The sequence below is a fragment of the Fibrobacter sp. UWH5 genome, assembly GCF_900142505.1.
Lineage (GTDB): Bacteria > Fibrobacterota > Fibrobacteria > Fibrobacterales > Fibrobacteraceae > Fibrobacter.
Window position 1 is genome coordinate 187,812 of record NZ_FRBB01000001.1, and the last position, 14,804, is coordinate 202,615.

Consider the following 14,804-nt stretch of genomic DNA (forward strand, 5'->3'; position numbering starts at 1 on the left):
TTCCCTATGAAGATGAATTACAGAAACATTTGCGGAATGGCTTTTGCCGTGGTGGCGGGAATTGCCGCCTTTGGTCTTGGTTTTAGTGGACCTGTAGAAGTTGCTACCCCCTGGGAATCCATCGGCGGTTGCGGTGCTGGCGGTTCTGGCGGCGGCTCCGGTGATGGTATCAAGTGGATTGGCCAGGGAGTATCTGGTGGCTATCTTGAAACGGAAGTTTTTACCAAATATAATGTGGGACAGAACTTCTCCGGCATGACTGTGTCCCCTCACTTTTCCATTAAACCCACCTGGTCAACTAAGTTGGGTGTGACGGTTCCCTGGATGAGCCATCAGGGTGAAGTCCAGTATCGTAGCAACCAGATTCCGACGGACCGTACCACGGGTGGTATGGGTGACGTTTCCTTTGACTTTAGCAAGACGATTGGTAGTGGTGGTGCCGCTTCCCTAAGTGCAAGTCTTACGATTCCCACGGGGCAGTACGACATCAAGCGCGGTACCGATGCTTCTGAGGAAATTCTGCCTAGCAGTTTCCAGAAGGGTTCTGGCCTATACAGTCTGACCCTGGGCTGGGATTATAGCCGTGATACCGACAAGGGCATCTGGCTTTATGGTTTGAGTTATACTCATCCTTTTGCCATGCATCCCTTCTCCGGCGAAAATGAATTTAACGATACCTATTGGAAGGATCTGGATCATAGCGGAAAACGTTTTGATTATCGATTCAAGTTCTACGGTGAAAACGATCTGGGCGCCTATACACCGCCCTCTGTTGGAGGCTCTGTTGCCTATGGTTATCGTGGTCGCCCGGGAATTGTGCAGTCCTTCGGTATGAGTTTCTCTGTGCCTCTGGGCGTTGCCTGGATTTCTTCTGAAAAGGCAGGAACTTATGATCCTCGTCCCGATCCGGATCATCAGGCGTGGTCTGTGGCTTTTGCTTACGGCATTGAATTTTCGAACTCGGATTTCCCGGTGTATATCGGATTCTCCCTGCCGCTCCATGACAAGAGCAATGCTGCCGATCCCAAGGATGAATACGACGAGAGCCCTATGAAAAAGTGGGACGCCCCTGACTGGGATGACTTTGGACAGCAATGGACTATTGCTGTAGGCATTAAAGGAAGTTTCTTCTAAAAGACGCAAGGCAAACTTGCAAAACACCGATTTACAAAAGTCCGCGCAAGTGCTCGGGCTTTTTTTGTGTGAAAAAGTAAATTGCCTACCCGGAAATTTCTGAGTATTAAATGCCCCGATATTTTTGAATTACGCAAGGGGGAGTGCCCCCCTTGCATCATCTTACGCGCGTGGGTGTGTTTTTTTGAAGGCTTCGCGGAGGCGTTCTGCGCTAACGTGGGTGTAAACCTGGGTTGTGCTGATGCTTTCGTGCCCCAGCATTTCCTTGACGCTCATGATTTCGGCTCCGTTTTCCAGAAGGTGGGTGGCGAAACTGTGTCGCAATACGTGCGGGCTGGCCTTGCCTTCCCATCCGATGTCACGGAGCAAATCGTGAATGTCCTTGCGTAAGATTACCACATGGATGGCGCCGCCGTTCTTGGACTGGAATACAAATCCCGTAGGGGTAGGGGACATTCCGTTTTCAATTTCGGCTTGTTTGAACATTCCGATGTATTTGAGCAGAGATTCTGTGATGGGGACGATTCGTTCCTTGCTACCCTTACCGATGACGCGTACCGTATGCTCTGTTTCTGAAATCTGGTTCCAGTGCAAACTTTGACATTCGGAAATTCGCAGGCCGGAACCGTAAATCAGTTCCAATAAAAAACGGGCGCGAACTTGTTTGTAAGTCGGATTTTCAAGTTCAGGAAACTTGGTTTCGTCTAGATCTTTCTGACTCAGAAAATTTACCAGGCGTTTGGGCTTCTTGGGCATGGGTACATTTCCGGCAGGATTGGTCTTGAGGACCATGGAACGTACTAAGTATTTGCCGAAGCTTTTTAGGGCTGCGAGGTGTTCGCAGATGCTGGCGGGGGCTAGCCCCTGCTTCTGTTTCATGTCCCAGACGAACCCCTTGACGTTTATTTCTGTAAAGTCTTCTAGGGTAAGGTTTGCGTTTTTACCATTGGCGTCCAGGAACGTGCGAAATTTTTCTAGGGAATGACCGTAGGTTTCGACGGTCATCTTGGCGAACTTGCGCTGGTTTTCCAGATAATCCAAGAATTTGACGAAGTAATCCGAGAGGTTCATGCCCTTGTTGTCCTAATGATCCCATTAAAGTGAGAAGTTCTTTGTCCGCGACACAAAAATAATCTATCTTGTGTGTCAAGTTATGGCAATGGCAAAAAAATATTCGTTCCGTGGTCTGGTTAGTGCTCTCCTGGTTGTATTGGGGACGGTTTATTCCTATGCTGCGGATCGTGTCGTTGGGGCCAATGCCTCCCTGGATGTGGAGCCCGGAGCTCGTTCTGCGGCGTTGGGTTCTGCGACTATGGCTGTGGATGGCGACTACCTGGGTCTGCTTTCCAATCCGTACCAACTGGCCGACATGAATTATGCCTGGGGCAGTTTCTCCCATACGGAGTACTACGAAGATACCAAGTATGATTTCGCTTCTGCCACCATGCCCCTAGGGAATGGTCTTGGCCTGGGCGTGGCTTTTGCCCGCTATGGCGCAGATGACATTCCTTACATCAAGGATGGGGAACCGCTGCCTGAAGGTTCGGACTACAATACCCTTTCTATTGCCGACTACGTCTTTTCTGTTTCTGTGGGTAAGCGCCTGACGGATAGGCTTTCTCTTGGTGTAAGTTTCCATGGTCTGTACCGCGAACTGGACCAGACGGGCTATGGCTTCCGTGGTGACGCGGGACTCCGTTACCGGGTTGTAGACAACTTTGTTCTGTCTGGACTTTTAAAAGGATGGACTTCTTCGGCGGCCTCCTGGGAATCCGGAGAATTCGAATACAGTGCGCCTGAACTCTACCTGGCTGCCAGCTATGGCATTGACGTGCCTTACCTGTATGGCAAGCTGAACTTCTATTGGCAGGGGGCAGGACTTCTGCATCATGAAGCTCGCGAAATGGATTTTAACGAAGATAATGACGGCGATGGCCGTATCTGGGATGATCCTCTGGCTTGGCTCTCAGGTGGTCGCGGCGGTCTGGAATTTACCTTTGACTTCGGTCTTTCGTTGCGTGCAGGTCTTAGCAGCTTTACCACCTTCCAGAGTGTAACTGCTGGTGCAGGTCTTACAATTGCCAAGTTCCTTAAGGTGGACTACGCCTTTGAATCCCACCCGGTGCTTTCTCCTGTGCATCGAGTCAGCTTCAGCTTCAGCCCCTACCTGTTCTCTAGGAAGCCTAAGGACGGAACTCCCGAAGCCCAGATTCGCAAGCGCGCGGTCCTGACCGAGGAACCGGATGATTTTGTAGATGGTGCCGATGACGTGGAAGGTGCTGCCAGTGCTGAATCCTTGGCGGCGGAATCTGCGGGAACTGCAGTCGCTTCCGAGTCTCAGGGGGCGGGACTGACTGAAAAATCGTCGGAAGTATCTGGGCAAACTGCCGAGGAATCGTCTGCAGAAAAGCCTACAGAAAAAAGAGCTGGCGTTGAATCAAGGCCTGTTTTTGTAGAAACGGACGACGAAATTCTCGAATAGAGGGGTTCTAGGTATCATTTTTTAGTGAGTTAGCTCACGGGCGTTTAAATTTTAGGTTATATTTTCTGTCATGCCTCAGTTAAAGAATTATCGCGAAGTTGGAATTTTTGATTTGATCTCGGCCCCCTTGAATCCTATAGGGGCTTTTGACGCCGAACAATTCAAGAAAGACGTTCGTGCTCTCCTGGACCAGAAGAAGGATGAGCGGTTCCTTGCTGTGGATTTGACTGGCCTTGATTTCGTCTACAGCGATGCCTACAACGCCTTTATCCAGTTCCAGCAGGAAATGGCTTCCAATGGCGGTATGTTTGCAGTCCTTACTAGCAACCAGGTTATTGTAGATGGTCTGAAGAAGGCCGGTCTCGACAAGACAATCCGCGTTTTCGCCTTCGAAGCCGACATGATGTCCTTCTCCTTGCATAAGGATGTTCCCGAGGCTGATGCTGAACCGGTGGAAATGCTGGCCAAGCCCGCCCCTGTGGCTTCCCAGAACAATATTTCTCATATCGAGGTGCCCAGGACCGCTCCCCTGGATCGTCACACTGGCCCTCACCGTCGCTTTACCAAGAGCTTCAATGCTATTGTCAAGGACGATAAGGATAAGCCCAAGAAAGGTCTCGATGTTCCTTTCGATGATGAACCGTCTTCCGCAAAGACTGTGGTGATTGTGGTTCTCCTTATGCTGGCTGCCATTGGCGGTACCCTGGCTTTCTTTACCTTCTAGTTGGCTCTAGTTTAAGATGGCCGCTGACTTTCAAGAGTACAAGGGCAAGCAAAAGCCTATAAACTCTACCCACAAGTTTCCTCTGTTGCGACTGCTGCTGATTGCCGTGGCCGCCTTCTTTGTGTACTGGTCTGGCCTGGTGACGAAAATTGCCGACACCCTTTCCCAGATCGGCAACGAGAGTGAACCGGCGGAGCTGAGTTGGGATGAGAAATGTTTGGCCTATGGCGGTACATCCTTCAATTTGGAACGCGGCCTGGGACAGTGCTCCTGGGTGATTGACGATTCTACTGAAGTTAGTCGTCTGCCCAATTCCTTCCTGCGCTATGTGTCGCAGCTCCGCCATTCTTCCAAATCAAAATTGCACTGGATCGCTTCCCGCAAGAATTTTAGTGATGCTTCTCTGGTTGTTCACGACGATAGTACTCAGTCGATTTTTTTGCGTTACATGAAACCCGATTCCAGTTTTGTCTGGATTAACAAGGCCACCGGCTGCCGTTATCCGGGTGTGTGCCCCCGTCAGCCCTTGAAGTGGTCTGCTCTCCCCATTACCGAGGACTTCGACTTCGAAGGTCAGGAATCTCTGCTGGGAATGGACGTGTTCCGTGGTATTGGCGAGGCTCCTGTTCACCCGGTGCTTTCGGGTAAGGTCTTGGGAACGGGCAAGGATTCCCTGGGCTATTTCGTGGATATCGACCATGGCTACAATGTGATGAGTAGGACGTCTGGTCTAGGATCCCTAAACGATGAGGTCAAGGTCGGGAGCGAGGTATTCTTTGAAACCCGGTTGGGCAGTCTTCCTCCCCAGGATAGTGCAACCTTCTTTTTGACGGTTCGTCAGAACGGTCTGTTTGTTCGTTGGACGGACTTTTATGAGGCAACCCATCCCGTCCAGGATGAACATATTCGTGCTTTCGTGAAGAGTTTGGGTTTTTAGTTTATGAAGTGGTTGCGTTCGACAAAAATGTTGTTTGTAACCCTGTGTGCTATTTGGGTGCTGGGGTTCTATGTGGGTTGTGAAAAGGATACGGATGGCCCCCTGTCTGCAACCTACAGTGACGATGTCTTTGCGGGCAAGGGCTATTTCCTTTCGGCGTCCCTGGATTCCGGTAAGGCGATTCATCTGGTGGGGGATACCCTTTATTTGCAACTTGGAAAAATGTGGACTTTTTCTAATTGTGCATTAAAGTCTATCAATCTTGGTTTTTCTCGTACTGATTCTGTGGGCTGGATTAAGCCCGATATTGACATCCTGGTTACAGACAAGGATTGTTCCGCCCCCTACTACAGACCCGATACGCTCATTAAGCAGATTGTTCGCGATGAGGATGTTCGCGGGGTCGGTATGCTCAAGGTGCAGAACGATGCTGACTCCGTTTTGGATTCCATTCTGGTTCGTCGCGGATCGCTTTCCAAGGATACGTTCTTTATTTACATGGATTCCAGTTTTGCCGACGCCCACAATTATCCGCTACGTACCAAGGGCAAGGATAAGCTGGGACAGCCGACCATCATTCGTGTACTGGATTCCCTGACGCCTCGCGAATTTTATTGGCGTGCCATGAAATCGACTTGTACCTACCGCATCGACATGTGCAAGAACGTGGTGCCTGATACAATCTATCCCACCAGCTGGAATTTGTCTGATACTAACTTGGTGCCGGTGCATTACGCCTGTGCCGATACGGATTCCGTGTACTGCACCAAGAACAAGTGGGAAAACGATTCCACGGATCTTGGGGAACTTCAGGTACGCCCTGATACCATATGGCATTACAGCACTTACTATATGGAAAAGATCCCCAAGTGCGGAACCTTCGCCGCCTTTGCCACGGCCTACTATGGAGTGGGTCAGCGAGTCCGTTTTATTAGACAGTTGTTTAGCCCTGGGGAAGACGAAACGTTTTGCGGACCTTCTACCGGGAGTCAGTGGATGCTGTATAATTTGTCTGGAAACAAGATGGTGGTGGATTCCCTGGGTCGACTGGATAGTCTGATTAAGGTCTGGAAGAATGCCGATATTGCTCCTGATACCCTGATCGTGGATTCCGCCGCTTCAAAAAAGTAGGCTTTAGATGATCGAATATTCTTTTGCGGCAGAGATTGCCGAATCTGACAAGGAAGTTGTTCTTAATTCGAGAATTTATACGGACTGGCTTGCGGCTTCCGAAAAGAAGTTCAAGGTGGCCAAGGTCCATTTTGCTTCTGTGGATTTTCTGAGAAAGGGCCGTCAACCTTTATTTATAAAGCTGGAGGCTACTGCTTTCTTGCCGGATGGACGTCCGGTTCACGGGATCGTACTGGTGCGCGGTAACGCAGTGGGCGTTCTGATTGTGCTCCGCTGCGAAGGTAAGCCTTACCTGCTGTTGGTTCGTCAGCCCCGTTTTGCAATTTCGGAACAGGATTCTCTTGAAATTCCTGCAGGCATTCTGGACTGGACTGGGGATTACCGCAAGGTGGCCCTGTCTGAACTGGAAGAAGAAGCCCAGATCAAGGCAGACGATTCTGAACTGATTGACTTGATGGACTTCTGGTATAAGGGCAAGAGCGAAGGCTTTGCGGCCAGTTGCGGACTTCTGGACGAACGTATCCGCCTGTATGCCATTGAACGCGAGGTCACTCCCGAACAGCTGAAGGCCATGGACGGAAAGGACCAGCAGTATACCGAAGAAATCGAATGGATCCGTACTGAAGTTCTGCCTTACGAAGAGGCCGCCCATCAATTTATCGACGGTAAGAACTTTATCGCCATGTTCCTGTACGAACGTTGGCTGAAATCTCAGGGCCGAGAGGTTTAGCGTATAGCGTAAAGCGGAAAGGTTAAAGAAATTTCCTTTAACCTTTAACCTTTAAACTATGTTATTGATCGTGAGGCCGACGAAGAAGATAATCAGGTATCCGTACCACAGGCCGGTGAGGACGTAGTTCATGCCGCGCTTGTAGGCCTTGGGTTCATTCTTATTCTTTTCCTTGATGACAATGATGTTCTTGCGGAGATAGAATGCGCAGGCTGCCAGGCCAATCAGGGATGCGAGAATAAGGAGTACGTACGTCATAGTGGCCCTAAAATAGCTTTTTTTACTGGATCATTCACAATTAGCGGTGTTTTACCCGCTTTTTTTATCTTGGGTGGTTGAAACACCTCTTTAAAATTTCTCTATTTGTGCTGGTTTTAGACTATCCGTGGAAAACGCCTCGCCTCGAACTGAGTTTCTGTGCAAGGAGTCTTCCGTAAGCGGATGGCAATTTTTATATAAGAGGTCTATTTGGCAGCCCCGAACTTAAAGTTGGATGCACTGATCGCCGAAGCTTGCGCTGCAGCTGGCGTTACATTGGTGGAACAGGATTTGTTCCGCGCCGGAAAGAGAAAGACTCTCCGCCTTTACATTGACAAGCCCGAAGGCGTATCTATCGATGACTGCACTGCTGTCAGCCACCACCTCTCTGACGCTTTTGACTTGGATCCCGAGATTATTGAAGGTGCTTTCACCCTGGAAGTGTCTTCTCCCGGGTTGGACCGCCCCCTGAAGTCGGTCGCCGATTTTACCCGCAACAAGGGTCGCAATATCCGCGTAACACGCAGCACAGGTAAGCCTGTCGTTGGCACTCTGGTTGATGCGGATGAAGAAAATTTGACGCTAACCGTAAAAGGCAATCCCGAGAATGTGGTCATTCCTCGGTCCGAAGTGCTGGTAGCGAAAGTAGATGTACAAATATAATAGGAAGGTCATGTTATGAAGAACGAACCGAAAGTTAATTTGCTCGAAGTGCTGAAGGGCGTTGTCGAAGCCAAGGATATGGAAGATTCCGTTGTCCTGAATGCTCTCAAGGAAGCCCTGGTCACTGCAGCTCGCAAGTACCTGCATATCGAGAAGAAAATCGATGTGGACTTCGATATGGAAACCAACGAAGTTCATGTGTTCCTTCGCGTGGCCGTTGTTGACGACTATCCGGATTACGATCCTGAAATGACCGCTGACGAAGTGGAAGAACTGGACAAGGGTTACATGCTGGTTGAAGAAGCTCGTGAATTCAACGAAGACGCTCAGCCCGGTGACTCCCTGGAAATGGAAATTCCTATTTCCACCTTCGGCCGTCAGGCTATCCAGACTGCTAAGCAGCTCCTGAACCAGCAGATCCGCGACGTCGAACGTCAGAAGATTATGGATACCTATCGTAGCCGTATCGGCTCCATGGTCAGCGGCGAAGTTCTCCGTCTCGAACAGAGCAACATCATCGTCAAGCTGGGCAAGCAGACCGAAGCTATGATCCCGTTCCGCGAACAGATCAAGCGTGAACGCTGGACCCAGGGCGCTTCCATCAAGGCTGTTATCGCTCGCGTCGAAGAATCCTCCAAGACTGGCGCACAGGTAATCCTGTCCCGCGCTAACGGTGACTTCCTCAAGGAACTGTTCCGTCAGGAAGTTCCCGAAATTTACGAAGGCACTGTCGAAATGAAGGGTGTCGCCCGCGAACCGGGTTTCCGTGCTAAGATTGCCGTTTACTCCCGCGACGAAAAGATCGACCCCGTTGGCGCTTGCGTCGGCATGAAGGGTGCTCGCGTTCAGACTATCGTCCGCGAACTGGGCAACGAACGTATCGACATCGTTCAGTGGAATCCGGATCTGGATGTGTTCATCCAGCGCGCTCTCGCTCCGGCAAACGTCATTAAGTTGATTCACGTTCCTGAAACTCGCCGCACTGTCGTTATCATCAGCGACGAAAACCTGGCTCTGGCAATCGGTAAGAACGGCCAGAACGTCAAGCTGGCTGCAGAACTCGTTCAGCGTAACCTGGATGTGTTTGGCGAAAAGGAATGGTCCGAAAAGGACGATGAGACCAAGGCTAAGATCACTTCTCCCTCTATGGCCGATATGCACCAGGCTGCAGGCCGTAAGGGTCGCTAATCGAAGTTAGCGTAGATCGCTGAAGGTCAAAGGGGCCTGCACAAGGGGTGTAGGCTTGAAAGAATTGAAAAAAGGAATATGGAAAGCTAATTCATGGCAATTGAAGATCAAATTAAACCTACAGATTGGGCTGAATCCCACGGCGTCAAGGTTGACGTTGTTATGAAACTGCTTCGCGACGCGGGCGTAACTGTCCGTACTCACATGTCCAAGGTTGCCGCCGCAGACTATGAGAAGATCGAAGCCGCTGCCGAAGCTGAAAAGCAGAAGGCCGAAGCTCGTAACAAGAATTTGAAGAAGAATACGGCTGACCATGCTCCTAGCGCAAGCGCTGCCAAGAAGCCCGCTGCCCCCGCCGCTGGTGGTCGTACTCTGAAGGCAACTCTCATTAAGGGTGCCAAGGTCACCATCAAGAAGGGCGCTGCTACTCCTGCCGCTGCGGTTTCTAAGCCCGCTGCTGCCCCTGTTGCCGAAGCTCCCAAGGCTGAAGTTAAACCTGTGGCTCCTGCCGCACCTGCTGCAGTTAAGCCTGCTGCCCCTGCCGCTCCCGCAGCTCCCAAGGTCGAAGCCAAGCCGGTCGAAGCTCCCAAGGCCGAAGTTAAGCCTGCTGCTCCTGTCGCTTCCGCTGCTCCTAAGGTTGAAGCCAAGCCGGTCGAAGCTCCCAAGGCTGAAGTTAAGCCTGTGGCTCCTGCCGCTGTTAAGCCTGCTGCACCGGCTGCCGCTCCCAAGGCTGAGGCTCCCGCTGCCAAGCCGGCTCCTGTCGCTCCCGCAGCTGCCAAGCCTGCTGCAGAAGCTCCCGCCATGGTTACTCCGGGTATGGAACTGAAGCAGCCTCCTATGAAGGCTCAGGTCTTTAAACCCGATGCAGCAATTCTTGCTCGTATCGAAAAGTCTCGCCAGATGGCTCAGCAGAACCGCGGCGGACATCGTGGCCCCGGCGGTCCCCGTGGAAACGGCAATGCCCAGGGTTACACTGGAACTTTTGGCCGCCTGAACAACAATGGCGGTCAGGACAACCGCAATGGCGGTAACCGTCGTCCGGGCCAGGGTGGCCCCGGTGGTGATCGCAATAACAACAATGGCGGTCGTTCCTTTACTGGCCGCACCAGCGGCTTTACCGGCTCCTCTATGCAGGATGCCTTCAATGCAAGCAACAACCAGGCCTTTGGTGGCCAGGGTGGCTTTGGCGGTCAGAACCAGAATGGCAAGGGTGGAAAGCCCGGTCAGCAGAATGGTCGCCATGGTCAGAACGACAAGAACCGTCGTGGAAACAACGGTAAGGATCGCGACCAGCAGAAGGAACAGCAGCAGGAAGCCGTACGTCAGAACGTTTCTCGCGTGATGGCTGACCTTTCCAAGAAGCCTGTCAAGAAGGTTTACCGTAAGGAAAAGGCCGAAGGCGAAGTTTCTGAAGAAAAGAAGATTCTTAAGACTTCTGACTTCATCACCGTTGGCGAACTTGCCGGCCTGATGGAACAGATGCCTGCTCGCGTTATCGCAAAGTGCATGGAAATGGGCATGATGGTGACCATCAACGCTCGCCTTGACTTTGAAACCATCCAGCTCCTGGCCGACGAATTCGGTTTCGAAGCCCAGCTGATGGAAGAATACGAAGAAGAAGCACTGGGTGTTGAAGAAGAATCCACCGAAAATCTGCAGCCCCGCCATCCGGTGGTGACTGTGATGGGTCACGTTGACCACGGTAAGACTTCTCTCCTCGACTGGATCCGTAAGACTCACGTGGTCTCCGGCGAATCCGGCGGCATTACCCAGCACATCGGTGCTTATGAAGTTACCACCAGCCAGGGCAAGGTTACCTTCCTTGATACCCCGGGTCATGAAGCCTTCAGTGCTATGCGTGCTCGCGGTTCTCAGGTGACTGACGTTATCGTGCTGGTTGTGGCTGCTGACTCTATGGTCATGCCCCAGACTGTTGAATCTATCGAACTTGCAAAGCGCGAAAAGGTTCCCATGGTCGTGGCCATTACCAAGATCGACCTTCCCACTGCTAACCCCGACAAGATTCGTGCCCAGCTGGCCGAACGCGGCGTAGAAGTGGAACAGTGGGGTGGTACTACTAGCTGTATCGAAGTCTCTGCCCGTACCGGTCAGGGTATGGATCAGCTCCTCGAAACTCTGGCTCTTGAAGCCGAAGTTCTTGAACTTAAGGCTAACCCGGATGCTCACGCTCGCGGTGCTGTGGTTGAATCCAAGCTTGACGTGGGTAAGGGTTCCATGGCTACGATCCTCGTGCAGAACGGTACTCTCCATGTGGGTGACCCGTTTGTCTGCGGTATCTACGCTGGTCGTGTCCGTGCTATGTTCAACGAACGTGGCGAACAGCTCAAGGAAGTTCCGCCTTCTGCACCTTGCCAGGTGCTTGGCTTTGACGGTACCCCTCAGGCTGGTGATGACCTTATCGTTGTGGAAGACGAAAAGGCCGCACGAGAAATTGCTTCCAAGCGTCGTATGGCCGCCCGTGAACGCGACCTCCGCGCCCGTAAGACCGTTTCTCTTGAAAATACGTTTAACGAAAAGAAGGATGGTAAGCTCTCTGAACTCAACCTCATCGTCAAGGCTGACGTGGGTGGTTCTGCCGAAGCTCTTGCCGCATCCCTCGAAAAGCTTACCAATAAGGAAGTCCGCGTGAACATCATCCGTAAGGGTGTTGGTACTATCACGGAATCCGATATCTTGCTTGCTACTACCGCTCAGGCTATCATCGTTTCCTTCCACTTGATGCCGTCTCTCGCTGTCCGCGAAATGGCCCAGAAGGAAGGCATCGAAATCCGCAACTACCGCGTGATTTACGACTGTATCGAAGATATTACCAACGCTGTGGAAGGCTTGCTCAAGCCCACCATGCGCGAAGAACTCAGCGGCGAAGCCGAAATTCGCCAGGTCTTCAAGGTTCCCAAGGTCGGTCTCATCGCCGGCTGTATGGTTACCGATGGTTCCGTGGACCGCGAAAGCCATGTCCGCGTATACCGCAATGGTGTAGAACTGGGTACTACCGTGGTTCAGTCCCTCAAGCGTCTTAAGGACGATGTCAAGTCCGTTGCTCGTGGCTTCGAATGCGGTATCGGTCTTAAGGGTTACGACGATATTCGTGAAGGCGATAGCTTGATCTTCTTCAAGGAAGTCTCCGTTGCACGTACCTTGAAGGATGTGGCCCGCGAAGAAGCCGAAGAAAAAGCCAAGAAGCAGGCTGAATCTTCCGAAGCGTAAGCGATTACCATAAGGAATATAAATGAGTCGTAGAACCGACAGATTAGGCGAACAGTTCCGTGAGGAAATCTCCAAGCTCTTGCAGAAGGGCTTGAAGGATCCTCGCGTCAGTACGCTTTCTAGCATTACCCGTGTAACGATCACCGATGACCTGAGCTATGCAAAGATCATGGTATCTGTCATGGGTTCCGATAAGGAAAAGCGCGATTCCTTGATCGGCCTCAACAATTCCGCTGGCTTTATCCGCGGCGTTTTGGGCAAGGCCCTCAAGATTCGCAAGATTCCCGAATTGAACTTTGTGCTAGACGAGAACCTGGAACACGCCATGCATATCGAAAGCATTCTTGCCGACTTGAAGCAGAAAGGGGAACTCTAATTGTCCAATTCTGGCTTCGTCTTATTAGACAAGATTGCTGGTGAAACTTCTTTTAAGGCCCTTTTCCCTCTGAAAAGGGTCTTTTCTACGAAGCGTGTTGGTCATGCCGGTACGTTAGACCTACGTGCCTCCGGCCTGATTATTGCCGCTACGGGTCGCGTCACCCGTCTGCTGCCTTTTGTAGAGGCCAAGGACAAGTGTTACAGCTTTAGACTCCATCTGGGCTACCAGACCGATACCCTGGAATGGGACGGCGAAGTGGTGGAGAGTGAAGAGCTTAAAGCGGAAAGTTTAAAGGTTAAAGGGGTTTCCGTTGCGGATCTTGAGGCTGTGCTGCCTCAGTTCACTGGCAACATCGAGCAGATTCCTCCCAAGTACTGCGCCGTAAAGATCAACGGTGTCCGCGCCAGCGACCTGATGGAACGTGGCCGAGATATCGAACTGAAGCCCCGCAAGATTAACATCAGCTCCCTGAAGGTGCTGGGTGCTGTTGCCAACGATGCCACTGAAGGATGCTCTGGCAAGGCTTTTGCCACTTTCGACTTGATTTGTGAATGCTCCAAGGGGACTTATATCCGTGCCCTGGGCCGTGATATTGCCCGTGCCCTTGGAACTTTTGGCTGCGTTTCCCATATCCGACGTCATCGTATTGGCGAGGTTACCTTGGATAAGGCTGTCCGTGGCGATGATCTGACCCGCGAACACTTGCTGCCTGTGGACCAGGTGCTTGATTTCCCCGTGGTCCGTCTTGACGACGCGCAGCTGGCGGTCATCCGTCAGGGAAATTATCTGCCCTGGAAAACTCCCATTGAAGGTGTGGATGCCGAAGGCAACGTCTTTGTAGCCAACATGCAAGGCGAAGTCCTCAGTTTCTGTCACTATGAACCTGGCCGCATCAGGCCCAAGATCTACCTAGCCGAAGATGAATAAGAAACGTGCTGTTACCATGGGAAATTTTGATGGTTGCCATCTTGGCCACCAGGCTTTGTTCCGCTCCCTTAAGGCTGTGGCTGAAGCTAACGGTTTACTTCCTACGGTTATCAGTTTTGAACCTCATTCCAACTACGTACTTCGCGGCCCGGGAAATCCGCTCCTGCTGACTACGACTGCTGAAAAACGTGATTTTATCAAGAGCCTGGGATTGGATTTTGTGGTGATCCCTTTTACCCGCGACCTGATGCACTTGCCCTTTGATGAGTTTATTCGTACAGAGCTGATTGAAAAACTGGACGTGTGCTCCATGTTCTTCGGTCATGACCACTGCTTTGGCGCTGGTGGCAAGGGCAATTACGAATCCATTACGGCCGCCTTCCCGGAACTTTCTACCCAGATGCTTTCCATCGTGCTCCACAAGGGGGAACGCGTCAGTTCTTCTGCCGTGCGAACCGCTCTGGAAATGGGGGATGTTGATCGTGCCCAGACCTACCTGGGACGTCCCTATCGACTTTCCGGTCATATTGTTAGCGGTAAACGCCTGGGACATACCATTGGGTTCCCTACGGCAAACCTGCAGGTGGAACAGTACAAGTTCCTGCCTAAGCGCGGGGTCTATGTGGCGACGGCCCGACTTCCTGAAGAGGACGGCTCTGAACGTGTTTTCCGTGCTGTGGTGAATATTGGTATTCAGCCTTCTACGGGGAATCAGCCTCTGGCCATCGAGGCCTATTTATTGGATTTCAGCGAAGATATTTACGGCAAACCCATGTATCTGGATCTGATGGGCTATCTTCGTCCTGAGCAGAAATTTGCCAGTTTAGACGATCTTGTACGTCAAATTGGTATGGATGCCGATACGGCCCGCAATTACAACGGCAACCACTGGGCTGAATAGTCTCTCGTTGTAATGTTATCGTAAGATTTAAGTATGTTTCAAAGCCATTATAAAACAACTTTTTTGTGCTTAGTCACATTGTGTTTATAGGTGGTTGATAAAAGTTGCTAAACGCAGAAATA

General features: G+C 51.4%; 14 protein-coding genes. 12 read left to right on the forward strand and 2 right to left on the reverse strand.

Annotation, left to right across the window (positions count from 1 at the left end):
* Nucleotides 1-6 precede the first annotated feature (6 nt).
* Nucleotides 7-1,134, forward strand: a complete 1,128-nt coding sequence (locus BUB38_RS00880; protein ID WP_073155766.1) for a hypothetical protein — start codon at nt 7-9, stop codon at nt 1,132-1,134.
* A 162-nt stretch (nt 1,135-1,296) separates the two neighbouring features.
* Here BUB38_RS00880 and BUB38_RS00885 read toward each other — a convergent pair whose 3' ends face one another.
* On the reverse strand, nt 1,297-2,205 hold the full coding sequence (locus BUB38_RS00885; RefSeq protein ID WP_073155769.1) for a tyrosine-type recombinase/integrase: 909 nt from the start codon (nt 2,203-2,205) through the stop codon (nt 1,297-1,299).
* Between the two features lie 82 nt (nt 2,206-2,287).
* On the opposite strand from BUB38_RS00885, the gene BUB38_RS00890 reads away from it, so the two are divergent.
* The 5 genes from BUB38_RS00890 to BUB38_RS00910 all read left to right on the forward strand — a co-directional run bounded on the left by BUB38_RS00890 (nt 2,288) and on the right by BUB38_RS00910 (nt 7,138).
* Complete coding sequence (locus tag BUB38_RS00890; RefSeq protein ID WP_073155772.1) at nt 2,288-3,616, forward strand: PorV/PorQ family protein; 1,329 nt, start codon at nt 2,288-2,290, stop codon at nt 3,614-3,616.
* A gap of 70 nt (nt 3,617-3,686) precedes the next feature.
* Nucleotides 3,687-4,340 (forward strand): STAS domain-containing protein, encoded by a 654-nt coding sequence (locus BUB38_RS00895; RefSeq protein ID WP_073155774.1) that lies wholly within the window; start codon nt 3,687-3,689, stop codon nt 4,338-4,340.
* Nucleotides 4,341-4,356: 16 nt separating this feature from the next.
* The gene (locus tag BUB38_RS00900; protein ID WP_073155777.1) at nt 4,357-5,277 is read left to right on the forward strand and encodes a M23 family metallopeptidase; all 921 of its coding nucleotides are present in this window, start codon (nt 4,357-4,359) and stop codon (nt 5,275-5,277) included.
* A 3-nt stretch (nt 5,278-5,280) separates the two neighbouring features.
* Nucleotides 5,281-6,408 carry a hypothetical protein gene (locus BUB38_RS00905; RefSeq protein ID WP_139258145.1) on the forward strand — a complete coding sequence of 376 codons (1,128 nt, stop codon included), beginning with the start codon at nt 5,281-5,283 and terminating at the stop codon, nt 6,406-6,408.
* Between the two features lie 7 nt (nt 6,409-6,415).
* Complete coding sequence (locus BUB38_RS00910) at nt 6,416-7,138, forward strand: NUDIX domain-containing protein (RefSeq protein ID WP_073155782.1); 723 nt, start codon at nt 6,416-6,418, stop codon at nt 7,136-7,138.
* 51 nt (nt 7,139-7,189) lie between these two features.
* Here the strand turns inward: BUB38_RS00910 and BUB38_RS00915 are convergent, their stop codons facing one another.
* A complete protein-coding gene (locus BUB38_RS00915; RefSeq protein ID WP_073155785.1) occupies nt 7,190-7,396 on the reverse strand; it encodes a hypothetical protein in 207 nt (68 codons plus the stop codon).
* A gap of 210 nt (nt 7,397-7,606) precedes the next feature.
* Here BUB38_RS00915 and rimP point away from each other — a divergent pair, with 210 nt between their 5' ends.
* The 6 genes from rimP to ribF all read left to right on the forward strand — a co-directional run bounded on the left by rimP (nt 7,607) and on the right by ribF (nt 14,682).
* Nucleotides 7,607-8,059, forward strand: a complete 453-nt coding sequence (gene rimP, locus BUB38_RS00920) for a ribosome maturation factor RimP (protein ID WP_073155788.1) — start codon at nt 7,607-7,609, stop codon at nt 8,057-8,059.
* 15 nt (nt 8,060-8,074) lie between these two features.
* Nucleotides 8,075-9,247, forward strand: coding sequence for a transcription termination factor NusA (nusA, locus tag BUB38_RS00925; RefSeq protein ID WP_073155790.1), 1,173 nt, complete (start codon nt 8,075-8,077; stop codon nt 9,245-9,247).
* Between the two features lie 93 nt (nt 9,248-9,340).
* Nucleotides 9,341-12,475: a translation initiation factor IF-2 gene (gene infB / locus BUB38_RS00930; RefSeq protein ID WP_073155793.1), complete on the forward strand. Its 3,135-nt coding sequence runs from the start codon at nt 9,341-9,343 to the stop codon at nt 12,473-12,475.
* Nucleotides 12,476-12,497: 22 nt separating this feature from the next.
* Nucleotides 12,498-12,851 (forward strand): 30S ribosome-binding factor RbfA, encoded by a 354-nt coding sequence (gene rbfA / locus BUB38_RS00935; RefSeq protein WP_073155795.1) that lies wholly within the window; start codon nt 12,498-12,500, stop codon nt 12,849-12,851.
* Nucleotides 12,852-13,781 carry a tRNA pseudouridine(55) synthase TruB gene (truB, locus tag BUB38_RS00940; RefSeq protein WP_073155798.1) on the forward strand — a complete coding sequence of 310 codons (930 nt, stop codon included), beginning with the start codon at nt 12,852-12,854 and terminating at the stop codon, nt 13,779-13,781.
* Nucleotides 13,774-14,682 carry a riboflavin biosynthesis protein RibF gene (gene ribF, locus BUB38_RS00945; RefSeq protein WP_073155801.1) on the forward strand — a complete coding sequence of 303 codons (909 nt, stop codon included), beginning with the start codon at nt 13,774-13,776 and terminating at the stop codon, nt 14,680-14,682. The genes truB and ribF overlap by 8 nt, the downstream gene beginning before the upstream one ends.
* The last annotated feature ends 122 nt before the right edge of the window (nt 14,683-14,804 follow it).